Here is a 15,506-nt window from a genome sequence, read left to right on the forward strand (position 1 = left end):
TACGGCCAACTCCTGCAATTTCCTTGCAACTCTATCTAGAAAGGTGGTGACAACCACATGCAGGTTAGTGTTCGCGACAACAATGTCGATCAGGCGCTTCGTGCCCTGAAGAAAAAGCTGCAGCGCGAAGGCGTGTTCCGTGAAATGAAGCTGAAGCAACATTTCGAGAAACCGTCCGAGAAAAAAGCGCGCGAGAAAGCTGAAGCGATCCGCCGTGCCCGTAAACTGGCACGTAAGAAAGCCCAGCGCGAAGGTCTGCTCTAAGATCTTCCTCGTCCAGCTTTGGATGACACTATTTGACGACCCCCGAGGCATCGCCCGGGGGTTTGTCGTTTCAATAGATCTTGGGTACGTACAATTCGTCCGGCAGAACCCGCCGTTCATACTCGGGATTGTATTTCCGATCCGGCAGAGTGACCTTTTCGTGGGGCACCTCTTCGTACGGAATCTTGGTCAGAATATGCTCCATGCAGTTCAACCTTTCCCGCTTTTTGTCGTTGCCTTCGACAATGTACCAAGGGGCCTCGGGAATGTTGGTTCGGAACAGCATGTCTTCCTTGGCCTTGGTATAGTCTTCCCAGCGGATCCGCGATTCCAGGTCCATCGGTGACAGTTTCCACTGCTTCATCGGATCGTGGATTCGCATCAGAAAGCGCAGTTGCTGTTCTTCGTCCGTGATCGAGAACCAGTATTTCAGCAAGATGATCCCCGACCGAACCAACATGCGCTCGAATTCGGGAACGTCCTGAAAGAACTGCTCGACCTGGGCCTCGGTGGCGAAGCCCATCACCCGTTCAACGCCCGCCCGGTTGTACCACGACCGGTCGAACAGAACGATCTCACCCGCCGCCGGCAAATGCGGCACATAGCGTTGAAAATACCACTGGCTCTGCTCGCGCCGGCTGGGGGCAGGCAAAGCAACGACACGTGCAACCCGCGGGTCCAGCCGTTGGGTGATCCGCTTGATTACCCCGCCCTTTCCAGCGCTGTCGCGCCCTTCGAACAGGATGCAAACCTTGGCGCCGGTATGCTGCACCCAGTCCTGAACCTTGATCAGTTCGGCCTGCAGGCGCAACAGGTTGCGGAAATAGACCTTGCGATCCAGCATTTCAGGATGCTGTTCGCGATAGATCTTGCGGACCTCCATCGACAGCATGGGTTCACTGAACTCGATCTCAAAATCCTCGTCCAGTGTGTCCTGCAACTCGGCTTCCAGCCAATCGTCGACTGTGTTCTCATAGTCTTCAGCCAAGGGCCTGCTCCTTATCTTTCAACAGTCTCGGACCATATCGGGTACGTGTAACCGGCCAATGTCATGCCGACCTTTTTCCCGCCCCGAAGGCCAATATTGAACCGGCTCAACGGCAGATACAACCGCATCGGCAAGACTGCCGCACCAGGGTCAAACAGGCAGTGCGGTCGTCTTGAAAACGGTCCGCAGGGCGAACGAGCTTTGCATTTGCGCAACTCCGGGCAGGCGCGACAGATACTGGCGGTGGATGCGCGCAAAATCCTCGGTGTTTTCGGCGACCACCTTCAGGACATAATCCGCCGACCCGGCCATCAGGTGACACTCCAGAACGTCCGGAATGCGCCGGACCGCCCGCTCGAAAGCCTCCAGCACCTCCTCGGCCTGACCCTGCAAGGTGATCTCGACAAATACGGTTGTCGGCACCCCCAGTTTGCGCGCATTCAACAGCGCGACATAATCCCGGATATAGCCTTCCGCCTCAAGCCGCTGAACCCGGCGATGGCAGGCCGACGGTGACAGGTTGACCTGCTCGGACAGTTCCGCGTTCGACATACGCCCCTTGCGCTGAAGGGCCGCCAGAATCTTTCGGTCAGTCGCATCAAGTGACATTCACGCACATCCGTTGCAAGATTTTCTCATTTCATCGAAAAATTTCCCACATATTAGCGCAGTTGCGCACCGAGTTTCACAGAAATTGCACCGCTTTCTGCACATAATTTGTGCAGTTTATGAATGGAGAGCCCCATGAAAATCGGATGCCCAAAGGAAATCAAACCGCAGGAATTCCGCGTAGGCATGACCCCCAACGCCGCGCAGGAAGCGGTTGCCCGTGGTCACGAGGTCATCATCGAAACCGGCGCCGGGCTGGGTTCAGGATTTGACAACGACGCCTATGTCGCCGCAGGCGCGCGCATCGTGGACACCGCGGAAGAGGTGTTCGCGACCGCCGGCATGATAGTCAAGGTCAAGGAACCGCAAGCGGTCGAGCGCAAGATGCTGCGCGAAGGCCAGCTGCTGTTCACCTACCTGCACCTTGCGCCCGACCCTGAGCAAACCCACGATCTGCTGGCCTCGGGCTGCACGGCGATCGCCTATGAAACGGTAACTGATTCCAACGGTGGTCTGCCGCTGCTTGCCCCGATGTCCGAAGTCGCAGGTCGTCTGGCCCCGCAAGTGGGTTCGTGGACCCTGCAAAAAGCCAATGGCGGGCGCGGCGTTCTGATGGGCGGCGTCCCCGGTGTGGGCCCGGCCAAGGTTGTCGTGATCGGTGGCGGCGTCGTCGGCACGCATGCGGCTCAGGTGGCGGCGGGCATGGGCGCTGATGTGACCGTTCTGGACCGTTCGCTGCCGCGCCTTCGTTATCTGGACGACGTCTTCGGTGGCCGGTTCAAGAACCAGTACTCGACCGCCGGCGCCACGGCCGAGCTGATCCAGTCGGCGGATATGGTGATCGGTGCCGTTCTGATCCCGGGCGCGGCCGCCCCGAAACTGATCACCCGCGAGCAATTGTCGACCATGAAGCCGGGCGCTGTGCTTGTCGACGTTGCCATCGACCAGGGCGGCTGCTTCGAAACCTCCAAGGCAACGACACACGCGGATCCGATCTATGAGGTGGATGGCATCATGCACTACTGCGTGGCCAATATGCCGGGTGCGGTGGCACGGACCTCGACCATCGCGCTGGGGAACGCAACGATGCCGTTCATGCTGGCGCTGGCCGACAAGGGCTGGAAACAGGCATGTCAGGACGATCCCCACCTTCTGGCGGGCCTCAACGTGCACGCCGGCCAGTTGACATACTATGCTGTAGGCAAGGCACTGGGGATCGACGTGGTTTCGCCCGCAATGGTCGTCAAGGCCTGATCGAAACGCAACAGCGCCGCGCATCTGCGCGGCGCTTGGCCCAACCGAAGAAGGGCATTTCCAATGCCCGACGGACGGGCGGGAGCATTCAGCCCTCTTTGTGGATTTCCACCGAGTGCGGGTAGGGAATCGAAATGCCCTTGCTGTCAAACGCTTCCTTGACGGCCTTGGTCAGATCAAACTTGACGTCCCAATAGTCGGCGGCCGCGCACCACAACCGCGCGGTCAGGTCTACCGAGCTGTCTCCCAAGTTGGTCACACGCACCCAGGGCTCGGGGTCCGAGTGTATGCGCTTGTCCGCCTTGGCCACATCCAGAATGATCTTCATGGCCGCATCCGCACTGTCGCCATAGTCGATCCCGAACACCAGATCGACACGCCGCGTGTCGTGCGCCGAGTAGTTGGTGATAATCGACCCCCAGGCCTGACCGTTGGGAACGATGATCTGCACATTATCGGGCGTGACCAGTTCGGTCGTGAACAGGTTCAGGTCCTTCACCGTGCCGGCTGTCCCACCGATATCCACGAACTGACCCAGCTTGTATGGCCGGAAAACCACCAGCATCACACCTGCGGCTAGATCGCTGAGCGTGCCCTGCAGCGCAAGGCCGATGGCCAGCGAAGCGGCGCCCAGAATGGCAACGATACTCGTCGCTTCGATCCCGAAGATGCCAAGCACAGCAACCAGAACAATGGCCAGGATCACCCATTTGACCGTGCTGGCAACGAAATTCCCCAAAGTCGGATCGATTTGCGGGGTCGAATTAATTCGGCGGCGAACGATCCCTGCGATCATGCCAGCGGCTATCCAGCCGACAACAAGAACGATCAGGGCTTTGACCGCGCTCATGATCAATGGGGCAAATGCCCCTACCTGCGTCACGACCTCATCCACGGGCGTCTCCTTTCCAACAGCAACAAACCCGCGACTTTTGCGCGGGGTTTCCGCAACATTGGGCGATAAAACCGCACAGGTCTAGGTTTGAAATGTCCCGGATTTCCCCGCTGTGCTTCAGCAAACAGTCGCTGCCCGGGGTTGCACAGACCGCCATCTAACAATCCGCCCCTGAATGCCTAGCTTGCAATAGTACCCGAACAAGGAGCTTGCCATGCTGGACACCGCCACCTTCCCGATCATGACCAAATGGCCCCCGCATTCGCCGGAGCGGATCCAACTCTATTCCTTCCCGACGCCGAACGGCGTGAAGGTGTCCATCATGCTCGAAGAAACAGGCCTGCCCTACGAGGCGCACAAGGTCACCCTGTCAGACGCTGACGTCAAAAGCCCCGAGTTTCTGTCGCTGAACCCAAACAACAAGATTCCGGCGATCATCGATCCTGACGGCCCGGACGGACAGCCCTTGGCGCTGTTCGAAAGTGGTGCGATCCTGCTGTACCTGGCCGAGAAAACCGGCAAGTTCCTCGGCCAGAACACGGCCGACAAGTATCGGATCACGCAATGGCTGATGTTCCAGATGGGCGGCGTGGGTCCGATGTTCGGGCAGCTGGGTTACTTCCACAAGTTCGCCGGCAGCGCGATCGAAGACCCGCGCCCGCGCGAGCGGTATATCAACGAGGCCAAACGGCTGCTGAATGTCGTCGAGACCCAGTTGCACGGGCAGGACTGGATCGCCGGTGAGTACTCAATTGCCGATATCGCTTTGGCCCCGTGGCTGCGCGGCCTTGATTTCTACGGCGCCAAAGAGTTGGTCGGCTGGGACGATCATCGCAACACCATCGCCTATCTGAACCGGTTCCTGGACCGGCCCGCGGTTCAAAAGGGTCTGGTCACGCCTCCGCGCGGGTAAGGGATCACGCCGTCGCCGCCTTGCAAGCGGCGTCGGCATTCCGTGCCATCAACCGGGCAGTTTCCCGGTCAGCACATAGCGCAGAATCTCGACCACCTGGTGGGGCTCCTCGGCCACCGCCAACGCGGCGGTATCGACCTCTTTCAGCGCATGCTGATGCTCGGGACCGTGCAGCACGATGATCGACTTGCCCAGGGCCGCGGCATAGCCCGCGTCGAAGGCCGCATTCCACTGCTTGTACTTGTCCCCGAATCGCACCACGACGACGTCGGCATCGGCGATCCCCTTGCGGGTACGGATCGCGTTGACCATCGCACCTTTGTGGTCGTGCCAGTACTTGTTCGGCTCGGCCCCCAGAATGGCGACCCCGCAATCGTCGCTGGCCGCATGATCGGTCACTGGGCTGTTGAACGTGACGTCCAGCCCTTGCGCGCCTTCGATGATCTGTTCGCGCCAATCCGTGTGGATCTCGCCCGACAGGTAGACATTCAAACCCATTGCAGCCTCCGCCTTTTGCTTCTGGCCCTGTTTACTGTCCAAACCCGCAAAGCCCAATGCGGAAGTTGCCTGCCGATGCGGCGCTGGCGTCACAGCTTGCGGGCCACCAGATAGCGCGAGGGCGGTTTCGCTGGGAAGTTCCCGCTTTCGATGATCTCGAACCCGGCCTTTTCAATGGCGGTTTCCAGCGTCTTGATGTCGAACTGGCTGACGTATGGTGCCTTGCCCAAAAGCTGCATGACCGGCAAGAGCAGCTTGAGCAAGCCGAACTTGAACCCCAATCCACCCTGGGCAAGGCAGGGCGTCTTTGAAATGAACAGACCGCCGGGTTTCAACACCTCATGAACCCCGGCCAGCGTCGCCTCCAGATCCCGGATCAGGTGCAGCAGATTGAATGCCATCACCACATCATAGGCCCAATTCGGGGGTCGGTTGGCGTCGGCCTCGACAAAGACGACGTTTTCGATCTGCTCCTCTTGCGCCAACCTGCGGCCCACGGCCAGCATTCCCGGAGAGACATCGCTCGCCGTGATCGTATCCGCATGGCCGGACAGCCGCAGCGCGGTGCGCCCGGTTCCGCAGCCCAGTTCCAGCACCTGGTCGGTTGGCTTCAAATAGGACACCGTGCGTTGCAACGTGTGTTCGTAGGACTCGATGTCCCGGATCGGGGATTTCGCGTATTTCTCGGCGATTCCGTCCCAGAATTTGGCTGTGGCGGTCATGTCGGCTCTCCTTTGAGCGCAAGCTAGTGATACGCGTTTCAAAGGTGAATTGCCGAAATTCGCAGAATCCTTATACATTCATGCATGGATGATCCGCGCAAATTCGACTGGAACCATATCCGCTCCTTTCTGGCCACGGCCGAGACCGGCTCGCTTTCGGCGGCGGCACGGCGATTGGACCAGACGCAACCGACCCTCAGCCGCCAGATCGCCGCGCTTGAATCCGACCTGGGCGTGATGCTGTTCGAACGGGTCGGCCGATCACTTCAGATCACCACCGCCGGGATCGAGCTGTTGGAGCACACCCGGACCATGGGCGCCGCCGCAGATCGCATTGCGTTGGCGGCGTCCGGTCAGGCGCAGTCGATCGAGGGGCAGGTGCGGATCACCGCAAGCGACGTGATGTCGGCCTATATCCTGCCGGATCTGCTTCGCGAGATTCGCGCACAAGCTCCGAAACTGCGGATCGACGTGATCGCCGCGAACGACATTCGCGATCTGATGCGGCGCGAGGCGGATATCGCCATCCGCCATGTCCGCCCCGACCAGCCCGACCTGATCGCAAAACTGGTGCAGGAGGCTGACGGGCATTTCTATGCCGCCACCGCCTACCTGAACCGCGCTGGACGCCCCAAGTCCCTGTCGGACCTGTCCCGGCACGAGTTCATCAGTTTCGGCGACACCGCGCAGATGATCGCCTATTTCGAACCGATCGGCCTGCGCCTGACCGAAGAAAACTTCCGCCTGGGGTCGCAGAACGGCATCGTCTCGTGGGAGTTTGCCCGGCAGGGCTTTGGCATCGCGCCCATGTCCGAGCCGGTGGGCGATGCCACACCGGGAATGGAGCGCGTCCTTCCCGACATGGAGCCGTTGCGGTTCCCGATCTGGCTGACCACCCATCGCGAACTGCATACCAGCCGCCGCATCCGGCTGGTCTTTGACCTGCTGGCGGATTTCTTCGCAAACTGAAACACGCGCACCATCGGCGCGCGTGTCTCTTCGGGTTAGAGCGGCTTCAACCGCGCAGAACGCCGCCGGTGGCCTTGGTGACCTTGGCGATGATCTTTTCCGCCACCGCCTCGATGTCTTTTTCCTTCAGCGTGCTGCCGGTCGGCTGAAGCCGGACGGTAATGGCCAGAGATTTCTTGCCCTCGCCTAGGCTGCCGCCGATGAACTCATCGAACACGCGCACCTCTTCGATCAGCGCCTTGTCGGCGCCGGCGGCGGCATTCACCAGCGTCAGCGCCTCGACATCGGCATCGACGACAAAGGCAAAGTCACGCTCGACCGCCTGCAGGTCGCGCAGTTCCAGCGCCGAGCGGGTGGTGCCGGATTTGCGCGGCAGCGGAACCTCGTCCGGCCAGATGGTGAAGGCCACGGCCGGGCCCTTGATGTCCAACTGCTGCAGCACGCGCGGATGAAGTTCACCGAACACGCCCAGCACCTTTTTGGGGCCCAGGCAGATCTTGCCGTGACGGCCCGGATGCCACCAAGCGTCGCCGTCGCGCAGAATCTGCACTTTGGCGGGGGCCCCGATGGCGGTCAGCACAGCCTCCGCATCGGCTTTGGCGTCGAACACGTCGACTGAGCGAGCGGCGCCGTGCACATCCTTGGGACCGGTCCGCCCGACCAGAAGGCCTGCGATCTGAGCGCGTTGCTCGCCGGGTTCCCCGTCATGAAAGACCGGGCCGACCTCGAACAGAGCTAGATCGGCAAAGCCGCGCGCCTGGTTGCGCGCCGCGGCCTGCAGCAGGCCGGGCAGCAGGTCCGGGCGCATGTGGCTCATCTCGGACGAGATCGGGTTTTCCAGCATCGTCGCGTCATCACCGCCGCCGAACAGCGCGGCCGAGGCCTGATCGATGAAAGTGTAGCTGACGCATTCATTGTACCCCAGCGCCGCGCAGTTGCGCCGCGCCATCGACTGACGCCGCTGGGCCGGGGTCATGACCGGCTTGGGAATACCATCCGTGACACGCGGCAGCGGCTTGCCCTGCAGCTTGGTCAGCGAGGCGATGCGGGCGACCTCCTCGACCAGATCGGCCTCGCCCTGGATGTCGGGGCGCCAACTGGGCACATGGGCCATGTCGCCTTCCAGACGGAAACCCAGCCGGGTCAGGGTCTGGCGCTGCTCGCTTTCGGGGATGTCCATGCCCACCAGCGACTGTACCCGCGCAGCATCCAGCCGATAGGCGCGCGAATGGTCCGGCGCCTTGCCGGCCTCGACGACCTTCGAAACCTCGCCGCCGCAGATGTCCAGGATCATCTGTGTCGCGTGCTCCAACCCTTCCAGCGTGTATGCCGGATCGACCCCGCGTTCGAACCGGTACCGCGCGTCCGAGTTGATCTTGAGCGCGCGCCCCGCCAGCGCGATCTGGACATGATCCCAGAAGGCGCTTTCCAAAAACACGTTCACCGTGTCTTCGGTACAGCCGGTCTCTTGCCCGCCCATGATGCCGGCGATGGATTCCGGGCCGTTGTCGTCGGAAATCACCATCATGCCGGGCTGCAGCGTGTATTCCTTTTCATCCAGCGCCACCAGTTTCTCGCCGCCCTTGGCGCGGTACACCCGCAGGTTGCCTTTGACCTTGTCGGCGTCAAAGACGTGCAGCGGGCGGTTGCTGTCGAAGGTCATGTAGTTGGTGATATCCACCAAGGCCGAAATCGGACGCAGGCCGATCGCCTTCAGCTGATCCTGCAGCCATTGCGGGCTGGGGCCGTTCTTGACGCCGCGGATCAGGCGGCCGGTGAAATGCGGGCAGCCATCCAGCGTGTCGTCGTCGATCGTCACCTTGATCGGGCTTTCGAAATCCCCCGGCACCGGGGCATAGTCGCGCTGCTTCAGCGTGCCCAGACCCCGCGCCGCCAGATCGCGCGCGATGCCTGCAACGCCCAGCGCATCGGGGCGGTTGGGAGTGATGGCGATCTCGATCACCGGGTCGATCTTGGCGGGGTCGTTCTCGGCCAGCCAGTCGACGAACCGCTGGCCCACCTCGCCCGAGGGCAGCTCGATGATGCCGTCATGTTCGTCCGACAGTTCCAGCTCGCGCTCGGACGCCATCATGCCAAAGCTTTCGACGCCGCGGATCTTGCCAACGCTGATCGTCAGATCCAGACCGGGGATATACATGCCCGGCTTGCAGACCACGACGGTGATGCCCTCGCGCGCGTTGGGGGCGCCGCAGATGATCTGCAGCTCGCCCTCGTCGGTGTCCACTTTGCAGACGCGCAGCTTGTCTGCATCGGGGTGTTTCTCGGCATGTTTCACATAGCCAAGGGTAAAATCCTTGAGCTTGTCGGCCGGGTTGATGACCTCTTCGACCTCGAGCCCGAGATCGGTCAGCGCCTCGGCGATCTCATCAACCGAGGCGTCGGTGTCCAGGTGGTCTTTCAGCCAGGAGAGGGTGAATTTCATTTCTGTTTTCCTGTCCGGTAAGGCGGGCCAGCCCGCCGAATTCTCTTGGGCAGCAGGGCAAGCCCCACGCTATTTCATCGTGACAAGCCACCATGCAGGTTGGGCATGTCCAGCGCCGCAAACCCATAGTGGCGCAGCCAGCGCAGGTCGGAATCAAAGAACGCCCGCAGATCCGGGATGCCGTATTTCAGCATCGCCAGACGATCGATGCCGATGCCGAAGGCAAAGCCCTGATAGACCTCGGGGTCGATCCCGCCGGCGGCGATCACCTTGGGGTGGACCATGCCGCTGCCCAGAATCTCCATCCAGTCGTCGCCCTCGCCGATCTTCAGCTGGCCGCCTTCCCAAGAACAGCGGATATCGACCTCGGCCGAGGGTTCGGTGAACGGGAAATGCGAGGCGCGGAAGCGCAGTTCGACATCGTCGACCTCGAAGAACGCCTTGACGAATTCCTCCAGCACCCATTTCAGGTTCGCCATCGAGATATCCTTGTCGATGGCCAGGCCTTCGACCTGGTGGAACATCGGCGTGTGGGTCTGGTCATAGTCGGCGCGATAGACACCGCCCGGACAGATCACGCGGATCGGCGCGCCCTGCTTTTCCATCGAGCGGATCTGAACCGGCGAGGTATGGGTGCGCAGCACATGCGGCGGGCGATTGTCGCCCGGCGCGCGGTGCATGTAGAACGTGTCCATCTCGGCCCGCGCGGGGTGGTGGCCGGGGATGTTCAGCGCGTCGAAATTGTACCAATCTGTCTCGATCCGCGGACCTTCGGCGACGGAAAAGCCCAGTTCGGCAAAGATCGCGGTCAGTTCCTCGGTCGCCTGGCTGACCGGGTGGATCGAGCCTTGGCGGTGCGGGCGCGCGGGCAGGGTCACGTCCAGCCACTCGGTCCGCAGACGTTCGTCCAGCGCGGCATCGGCCAATGCGGCCTTCTTGGCGGCCAGCGCCGAATTGATCTCGTCCTTCAGCGCGTTCAGCGCGGGGCCGGCGACCTGGCGTTCCTCGGGCGTCATCTTGCCCAGTTCGCGCATCTTCAGCGCCACTTCGCCCTTTTTGCCCACCGCGGCCACGCGGATCGCTTCCAGCGTGCTTTCGTCGCCTGCGTCAGCGATCTGACCCAGGTATTTTGCCTTAAGATCGTCCATGACGGTCCCCTGAATTCTGTTGCTGTCCTGCTATCACAGCAGCGCGCGAAAGCAAGAGGGCCGGGCCGCGCGATCAGGTCGCGCGCAGAACCGCTGCCTGTCGATCACACCGGACCGGGCGGATCGTGGGGCCATAGCCCTGCGGATGGGTCTGCAGTTCGGGGAACAGCGCAAACAGTTCGCGCGCGGCCTCCTGCTCCAGCCCCGAGAGAACCTCCTGCCCCGGAAAGAAGCTCTCGGACACAAGGCCTGATGTGGTGACCAGCTGGTGCCGGTCGAAGAACAGGTGGACGTAGCGGACGATGTCGCAGGGCTGCACGGTAACGGTGTCGCCGTTGACCAGCGATTTGGCCGGAACCAGAACTTCATCCTCGCCGAACAGAAGCTGGGCTTGCCAGCCGCCGACCAGAATGCGGTGCTGGGGCGAGACCAGAATGTCTGTCTTGGCGCCCAGAACACCCGCGCGGATGCGCACCGGCGCGAACCGGCCCACGCCGCGCACCGTGCGGCCGCCGATCCAGCGCACCCGGCAGGGGCCGTCATCGACGGTCAGGACCGTATCGCCGGGCTGCAGCGTCTCGATCCGGCGCGGCCCCTCGGGGGTATCCACCAGGGTTCCGGCCGTGAAACAGGCGGCCCCGGTATCCCCGGGCGACAAGGGGCCATAGGTCAGCGTGTCGGGATCGGGTTGATTGAACTGCAGGGTCGTCGTGGTCTGGTTCGGCCCGACCAGCACCGGCAGGTTGACCGAGGTTTCCCCGGCCGCCAACCCGTTAACCGCGACGATGTTCTGCGTGCCGCCACCGATGTCGTAGAAATCTATCACCTCACCCGTGGCGGTATTGGTCAGCGCATAGGCTTCGTAATTGGTTGGGCCGCCACCATCCGGATCGGTCAGGAAGATCGGGAAATCATCGGCCGAGATGACATAGACGATCTCGTTGTTGTCGGGGTCCACGGTGACCTGAACGGAGGGATCGTTGAGTGGGATCTCGATCCCAACCTGCCCGTTCGCCTGATAGAAGGACACGGTGAAATCCGCCGGGTCTTCGTCCGGGCGAAGGGACACCTCCAGGAACTCGGACACGCCCGAATTCGCGGCATAGGCATTGGAATAATGCAACTCACTGATACGCGCCATGAAAGCACCACGACCGGAAAACCTGACCCGAATGTATCGCGCAAACGCCGCCGCCGAACAAGGCGCGATCCGGGAATGTGGCTAACAGGCCCCTAATTGCAACAGGTCGCGGTCAGTAGCTGTATTCGGGGTAGATCCGCGTCAGATCGCCCTGCCAGTCGCCGTGGTAATGCTCGAGCAGCTCGTCGGCTGGCACCTTGCCGGACTGGATGCTTTCCTTCAGCGCGTTCAGGAAATGCGTCTCGTCCGGGACGAGACCACCCGCACCCGGCCGCGCCCGCGCCTTCAGGCCAGACTCGGCGATGGCCACCACCTCGCGCGCCAGATCGTGCATGTTGATGCCGCCGACCTGCGCCTGCAGCCCGTCCCGGGCCGCGGCGACGCGCAGCCCCTCGCGGGTTTCGGCGTCCCAGCCCTTGACCAGATCCCATGCGGCATCCAGCGCGGACTGGTCATAGGTCAGCCCTACCCAGAAGGCGGGCAGCGCGCACAGACGGCGCCACGGGCCGCCGTCGGCCCCGCGCATTTCCATGAATTTCTTGATCCGCGCCTCGGGGAAGGCGGTGGTCAGGTGATCGGCCCAATCTGAAAGCGTCGGCGTCTCGCCCGGCAGCGCGGGCAGCTTGCCCTGCAGGAAATCGCGGAATGACATGCCCAGCGCGTCGATATACTTTCCGTCGCGATAGACGAAATACATCGGCACATCCAAAGCGTACTCGACATAGCGCTCGAACCCGAAGCCGTCCTCGAACACGAAGGGCAGCATGCCGGTGCGCGCGTCATCCAGATGCCGCCAGATGTAGCTGCGCCAGCTTTTGTGGCCGTTGGGCTTGCCCTCGAAGAAGGGCGAGTTGGCAAACAGCGCGGTCGCCACCGGCTGCAGGGCCAGCGCCACGCGCAGCTTCTGCACCATGTCCGCCTCGGACCCGAAATCGATGTTGACCTGAACCGTGCAGGTCCGGCGCATCATGGCGCGGCCCATGTCGCCGACCTTTTCCATGTAGTCATTCATCAGGACATACCGGCCCTTGGGCATCAGCGGCATGTCCTCATGCTTCCAGATCGGTGCGGCGCCCAGCCCGATGAAGCCTACGCCGATCTTATCGGCGATGTCCTTCACGTCGCGCAGATGCGCGTTCACCTCGTCGCAGGTCTCGTGGATGGTCTCCAGCGGAGCGCCTGACAGCTCCAGCTGCCCGCCCGGTTCCAACGAGACGTTGGCCCCGTCCTTTTCCAGCCCGATCAGCTTGCCCGCCTCTTCCACGGGGGTCCAGCCATGCCCGTCGCGCAGCCCCTGCAGTACCGCCAGGATCGAGCGTTCGCCTTCGTAGGGCAGCGGCTTCAGCGTGTCCTTGCAATAGCCGAATTTCTCGTGCTCGGTCCCGATGCGCCATTCGCTTTTGGGTTTGCAGCCATCGGCCAGGTATTCGGCCAGTTGTTCGTGGCGTTCGATCGGCCCGCCGCCGGACTGAGGAATGGACATGAACCGTGCTCCGATCCTGAAGTGTCGAGTCGTGGGGGTCAGTGGTGGTCGCAATCTCCCCCGGTGTCAATGCACCGTCAATTCAACCGGATGTGTGCCGGGCGCGAGGGGTGGCGTTCCCAGATGACCACCGGATGCGACGCCCCGCCCTTGAGTTCCGACAGCATCCGCTCGGTCCGCAGCCCCGGCAGGGCCGAGAACACGTCGAACAGTGCCTCGGCACCTTCGGCATTCACGGGAATGTGAAGCGGCGGCTGGCCGGGCTGTTCCAGCACCCAATGCACGGGGCTGGCGGTGGGGTCGAGCGTCAGGCTCTCGATTTCGCGGGTGGCGACGATGCCACCTTCCAGCGGCCCCAGATAGGCAATCTGCCCTTCATCCACCGACACCACGCCCGGCCCGCCCGCGCCCAGCCGGAACCGCGCGCGCTGTACGCCGATCACGGCCAGCGCGACCGAGACCAGCACAAGCACCCAGCCCAGCCAGCCCAGCAACCCGCCCGGACCGCCAATCCAGCTGAGGCCAAGGATCAGAACGAACCCGGCGGCCAGCACCTCGCGCCAGCGCCACAGGGCCAGTTTGGCTTCGGGTCGGATGAAACTCATGACGCGGCCTCCATCTGATCGCTGAACAGGACCAGTGAAAAGGTCCCGGCAGGGGCAAACCCAATAGCAACATAAGCACGCACGGCGGCGTTTGAAGCCGCGAACAGAACGGCCTTGCGCACTCCGGCGGCCCGCGCCTCGGCCAGATGCAGGGCAACGGCGGTGCGGGCATAGGCCCGACCGCGCAGCGCGGGCGGGGTAAACACGCCACCGATCTGGACGGTCTCGGGCAGCGTGGCATTGAAGCCCGTCATGCTGACGGGCTGGCCATCGACCATCAGCAGCCGGTGGGAGTCGCGCTGAATATATCCGTCGATGTCCTTCTGCGCTGCCGCGTGGGCCATGCCCGGGTCGGTGCCCAAGGATTCCAGATGATAGGCCTCGCGCCAGCGGATCAACAGGCTCCGATCCCCATCCGAAAGCGGCACCAGCCTTGCGTTTTCCGCTTGCGGAACGATCAGGTCGCGCAGGTCCAGCGCAAAGGAGGGCTCATCCCGATTCAGATGCGCGGCGCGGTCCTGCCATCCGGCCTGTCGCAGAAACCGGCGGGCTTGCGAAGCCTCGCCCGCCAGCCCCATGATCCGGCGGTCGCGGATCAGAACTGCCGCCGCGGCCAGGTCGGCATCGGAAACATCCGGGCATTGCGGCAGGATCATGCCTTCGTTGGTGATGCCGAACACGCCGCGCAGCGGGTCGCCCAGCATCCACATGCTCATCGCGCGCGGTGCAGGTGCGTTCAGGCCGAACTCTCGCAGGTTGGCCAGCGCGAACATCGAACTTTGCACATGGTCCAGAAGAAACCGTTCGATCGCCGGAACGTCCTGTTGCTGCGCCAGCCGCCACATCAGGACCAGTCCCCCAGCGCCTGTTGCCACAGGGTCATCGCGGCCACCGCCGCCGTATCGGCCCGCAAGATGCGCGCCCCCAGGCTGACCACATGCGTGAACGGCAGATCCTTCAGCCGCTGGCGCTCGGCATCGGAGAACCCGCCCTCGGGGCCGATCAGGATGGCCCAGGGCCGGCCCTTGTCCTGCGCGGCCAGGCGCAGGGCCGACCCGGCCTCGGCCTCGTCGCAGAACATCAGTTGGCGGCCGTCGGGCCAGTTGTCCAACAGCTTGTCCAGCCGCTGCAGGTCGCAGACCTCGGGCACGAAGGTGCCGCCGCATTGCTCGGCCGCCTCGACCGCGTGGGCCTGCAGCCGGTCCTGGCGGATGCGTTCGGAATTGGTGAAGGCGGTCTGCACCGGCATGATCTTGGCGGCTCCCATCTCGGCCGCCTTTTCGACGATGAAATCGGTCCGCGCCTTCTTGATCGGGGCAAACAGCAGCCACAGGTCCGGCGGCAGTTGCAGTGGCCGGGTCTGTTCAAGACAGCTCAGAACACCGCCCCGCTTGCCCGCCTCGGCCACCTGCGCCAGCCACTCGCCATCACGGCCGTTGAACAGGGCCACCTCCCCACCCACGGCCAGACGCATCACGCCGAACAGGTAATGGGCCTGCTCGCGCGTCAAAGGAACCGATTGCCCCGCACCCAAAGGGTGATCTACATACAGCCTGATCTTCGCACTCATGAGA

At 62.7% G+C, this 15,506-nt stretch carries 16 protein-coding genes; 4 read left to right on the forward strand and 12 right to left on the reverse strand.

Going from position 1 to position 15,506, the window contains the following annotated elements:
• Nucleotides 1-57 precede the first annotated feature (57 nt).
• The gene (gene rpsU, locus ACR0NB_RS14460; RefSeq protein ID WP_005614280.1) at nt 58-264 is read left to right on the forward strand and encodes a 30S ribosomal protein S21; all 207 of its coding nucleotides are present in this window, start codon (nt 58-60) and stop codon (nt 262-264) included.
• 70 nt (nt 265-334) lie between these two features.
• Here the strand turns inward: rpsU and ppk2 are convergent, their stop codons facing one another.
• Entirely contained in the window at nt 335-1,252 is a 918-nt protein-coding gene (ppk2, locus tag ACR0NB_RS14465; RefSeq protein ID WP_170360005.1) for a polyphosphate kinase 2, read from the reverse strand.
• 150 nt (nt 1,253-1,402) lie between these two features.
• Nucleotides 1,403-1,861 carry an Lrp/AsnC family transcriptional regulator gene (locus tag ACR0NB_RS14470; protein ID WP_093963556.1) on the reverse strand — a complete coding sequence of 153 codons (459 nt, stop codon included), beginning with the start codon at nt 1,859-1,861 and terminating at the stop codon, nt 1,403-1,405.
• Nucleotides 1,862-1,996: 135 nt separating this feature from the next.
• Here ACR0NB_RS14470 and ald point away from each other — a divergent pair, with 135 nt between their 5' ends.
• Entirely contained in the window at nt 1,997-3,115 is a 1,119-nt protein-coding gene (gene ald / locus ACR0NB_RS14475; protein ID WP_480776052.1) for an alanine dehydrogenase, read from the forward strand.
• 88 nt (nt 3,116-3,203) lie between these two features.
• Here ald and ACR0NB_RS14480 read toward each other — a convergent pair whose 3' ends face one another.
• Nucleotides 3,204-4,010 (reverse strand): mechanosensitive ion channel family protein, encoded by an 807-nt coding sequence (locus ACR0NB_RS14480; RefSeq protein WP_170367577.1) that lies wholly within the window; start codon nt 4,008-4,010, stop codon nt 3,204-3,206.
• A gap of 214 nt (nt 4,011-4,224) precedes the next feature.
• Here ACR0NB_RS14480 and ACR0NB_RS14485 point away from each other — a divergent pair, with 214 nt between their 5' ends.
• Nucleotides 4,225-4,923, forward strand: coding sequence for a glutathione S-transferase family protein (locus tag ACR0NB_RS14485; protein WP_170360001.1), 699 nt, complete (start codon nt 4,225-4,227; stop codon nt 4,921-4,923).
• A gap of 48 nt (nt 4,924-4,971) precedes the next feature.
• Here the strand turns inward: ACR0NB_RS14485 and ACR0NB_RS14490 are convergent, their stop codons facing one another.
• Both ACR0NB_RS14490 and ACR0NB_RS14495 read right to left on the reverse strand, forming a co-directional pair.
• Nucleotides 4,972-5,421, reverse strand: a complete 450-nt coding sequence (locus tag ACR0NB_RS14490) for a YtoQ family protein (protein WP_480776053.1) — start codon at nt 5,419-5,421, stop codon at nt 4,972-4,974.
• Nucleotides 5,422-5,510: 89 nt separating this feature from the next.
• Entirely contained in the window at nt 5,511-6,143 is a 633-nt protein-coding gene (locus ACR0NB_RS14495) for a class I SAM-dependent methyltransferase (RefSeq protein WP_480776054.1), read from the reverse strand.
• An 84-nt stretch (nt 6,144-6,227) separates the two neighbouring features.
• Here ACR0NB_RS14495 and ACR0NB_RS14500 point away from each other — a divergent pair, with 84 nt between their 5' ends.
• Entirely contained in the window at nt 6,228-7,112 is an 885-nt protein-coding gene (locus ACR0NB_RS14500) for a LysR family transcriptional regulator (protein ID WP_480776055.1), read from the forward strand.
• A 46-nt stretch (nt 7,113-7,158) separates the two neighbouring features.
• On the opposite strand, the gene pheT is transcribed toward ACR0NB_RS14500, so the two are convergent.
• The 7 genes from pheT to ACR0NB_RS14535 form a co-directional block, all read right to left on the reverse strand.
• Complete coding sequence (pheT, locus tag ACR0NB_RS14505; protein ID WP_480776056.1) at nt 7,159-9,555, reverse strand: phenylalanine--tRNA ligase subunit beta; 2,397 nt, start codon at nt 9,553-9,555, stop codon at nt 7,159-7,161.
• 74 nt (nt 9,556-9,629) lie between these two features.
• Entirely contained in the window at nt 9,630-10,703 is a 1,074-nt protein-coding gene (gene pheS / locus ACR0NB_RS14510; RefSeq protein ID WP_480776057.1) for a phenylalanine--tRNA ligase subunit alpha, read from the reverse strand.
• A gap of 73 nt (nt 10,704-10,776) precedes the next feature.
• Nucleotides 10,777-11,844 (reverse strand): Hint domain-containing protein, encoded by a 1,068-nt coding sequence (locus ACR0NB_RS14515; protein WP_480776058.1) that lies wholly within the window; start codon nt 11,842-11,844, stop codon nt 10,777-10,779.
• Nucleotides 11,845-11,956: 112 nt separating this feature from the next.
• Nucleotides 11,957-13,327 (reverse strand): glutamate--cysteine ligase, encoded by a 1,371-nt coding sequence (locus tag ACR0NB_RS14520; RefSeq protein WP_170342329.1) that lies wholly within the window; start codon nt 13,325-13,327, stop codon nt 11,957-11,959.
• A 77-nt stretch (nt 13,328-13,404) separates the two neighbouring features.
• Complete coding sequence (locus ACR0NB_RS14525; protein WP_480633976.1) at nt 13,405-13,932, reverse strand: hypothetical protein; 528 nt, start codon at nt 13,930-13,932, stop codon at nt 13,405-13,407.
• The gene (locus ACR0NB_RS14530) at nt 13,929-14,777 is read right to left on the reverse strand and encodes a GNAT family N-acetyltransferase (protein ID WP_480633975.1); all 849 of its coding nucleotides are present in this window, start codon (nt 14,775-14,777) and stop codon (nt 13,929-13,931) included. The genes ACR0NB_RS14525 and ACR0NB_RS14530 overlap by 4 nt, the downstream gene beginning before the upstream one ends.
• A complete protein-coding gene (locus ACR0NB_RS14535) occupies nt 14,777-15,502 on the reverse strand; it encodes a 16S rRNA (uracil(1498)-N(3))-methyltransferase (protein WP_480633974.1) in 726 nt (241 codons plus the stop codon). Before ACR0NB_RS14535 ends, ACR0NB_RS14530 begins: the two co-directional genes overlap by 1 nt.
• Nucleotides 15,503-15,506: the final 4 nt, after the last annotated feature.

Source organism: Ruegeria sp. CG3 (genome assembly GCF_056537205.1).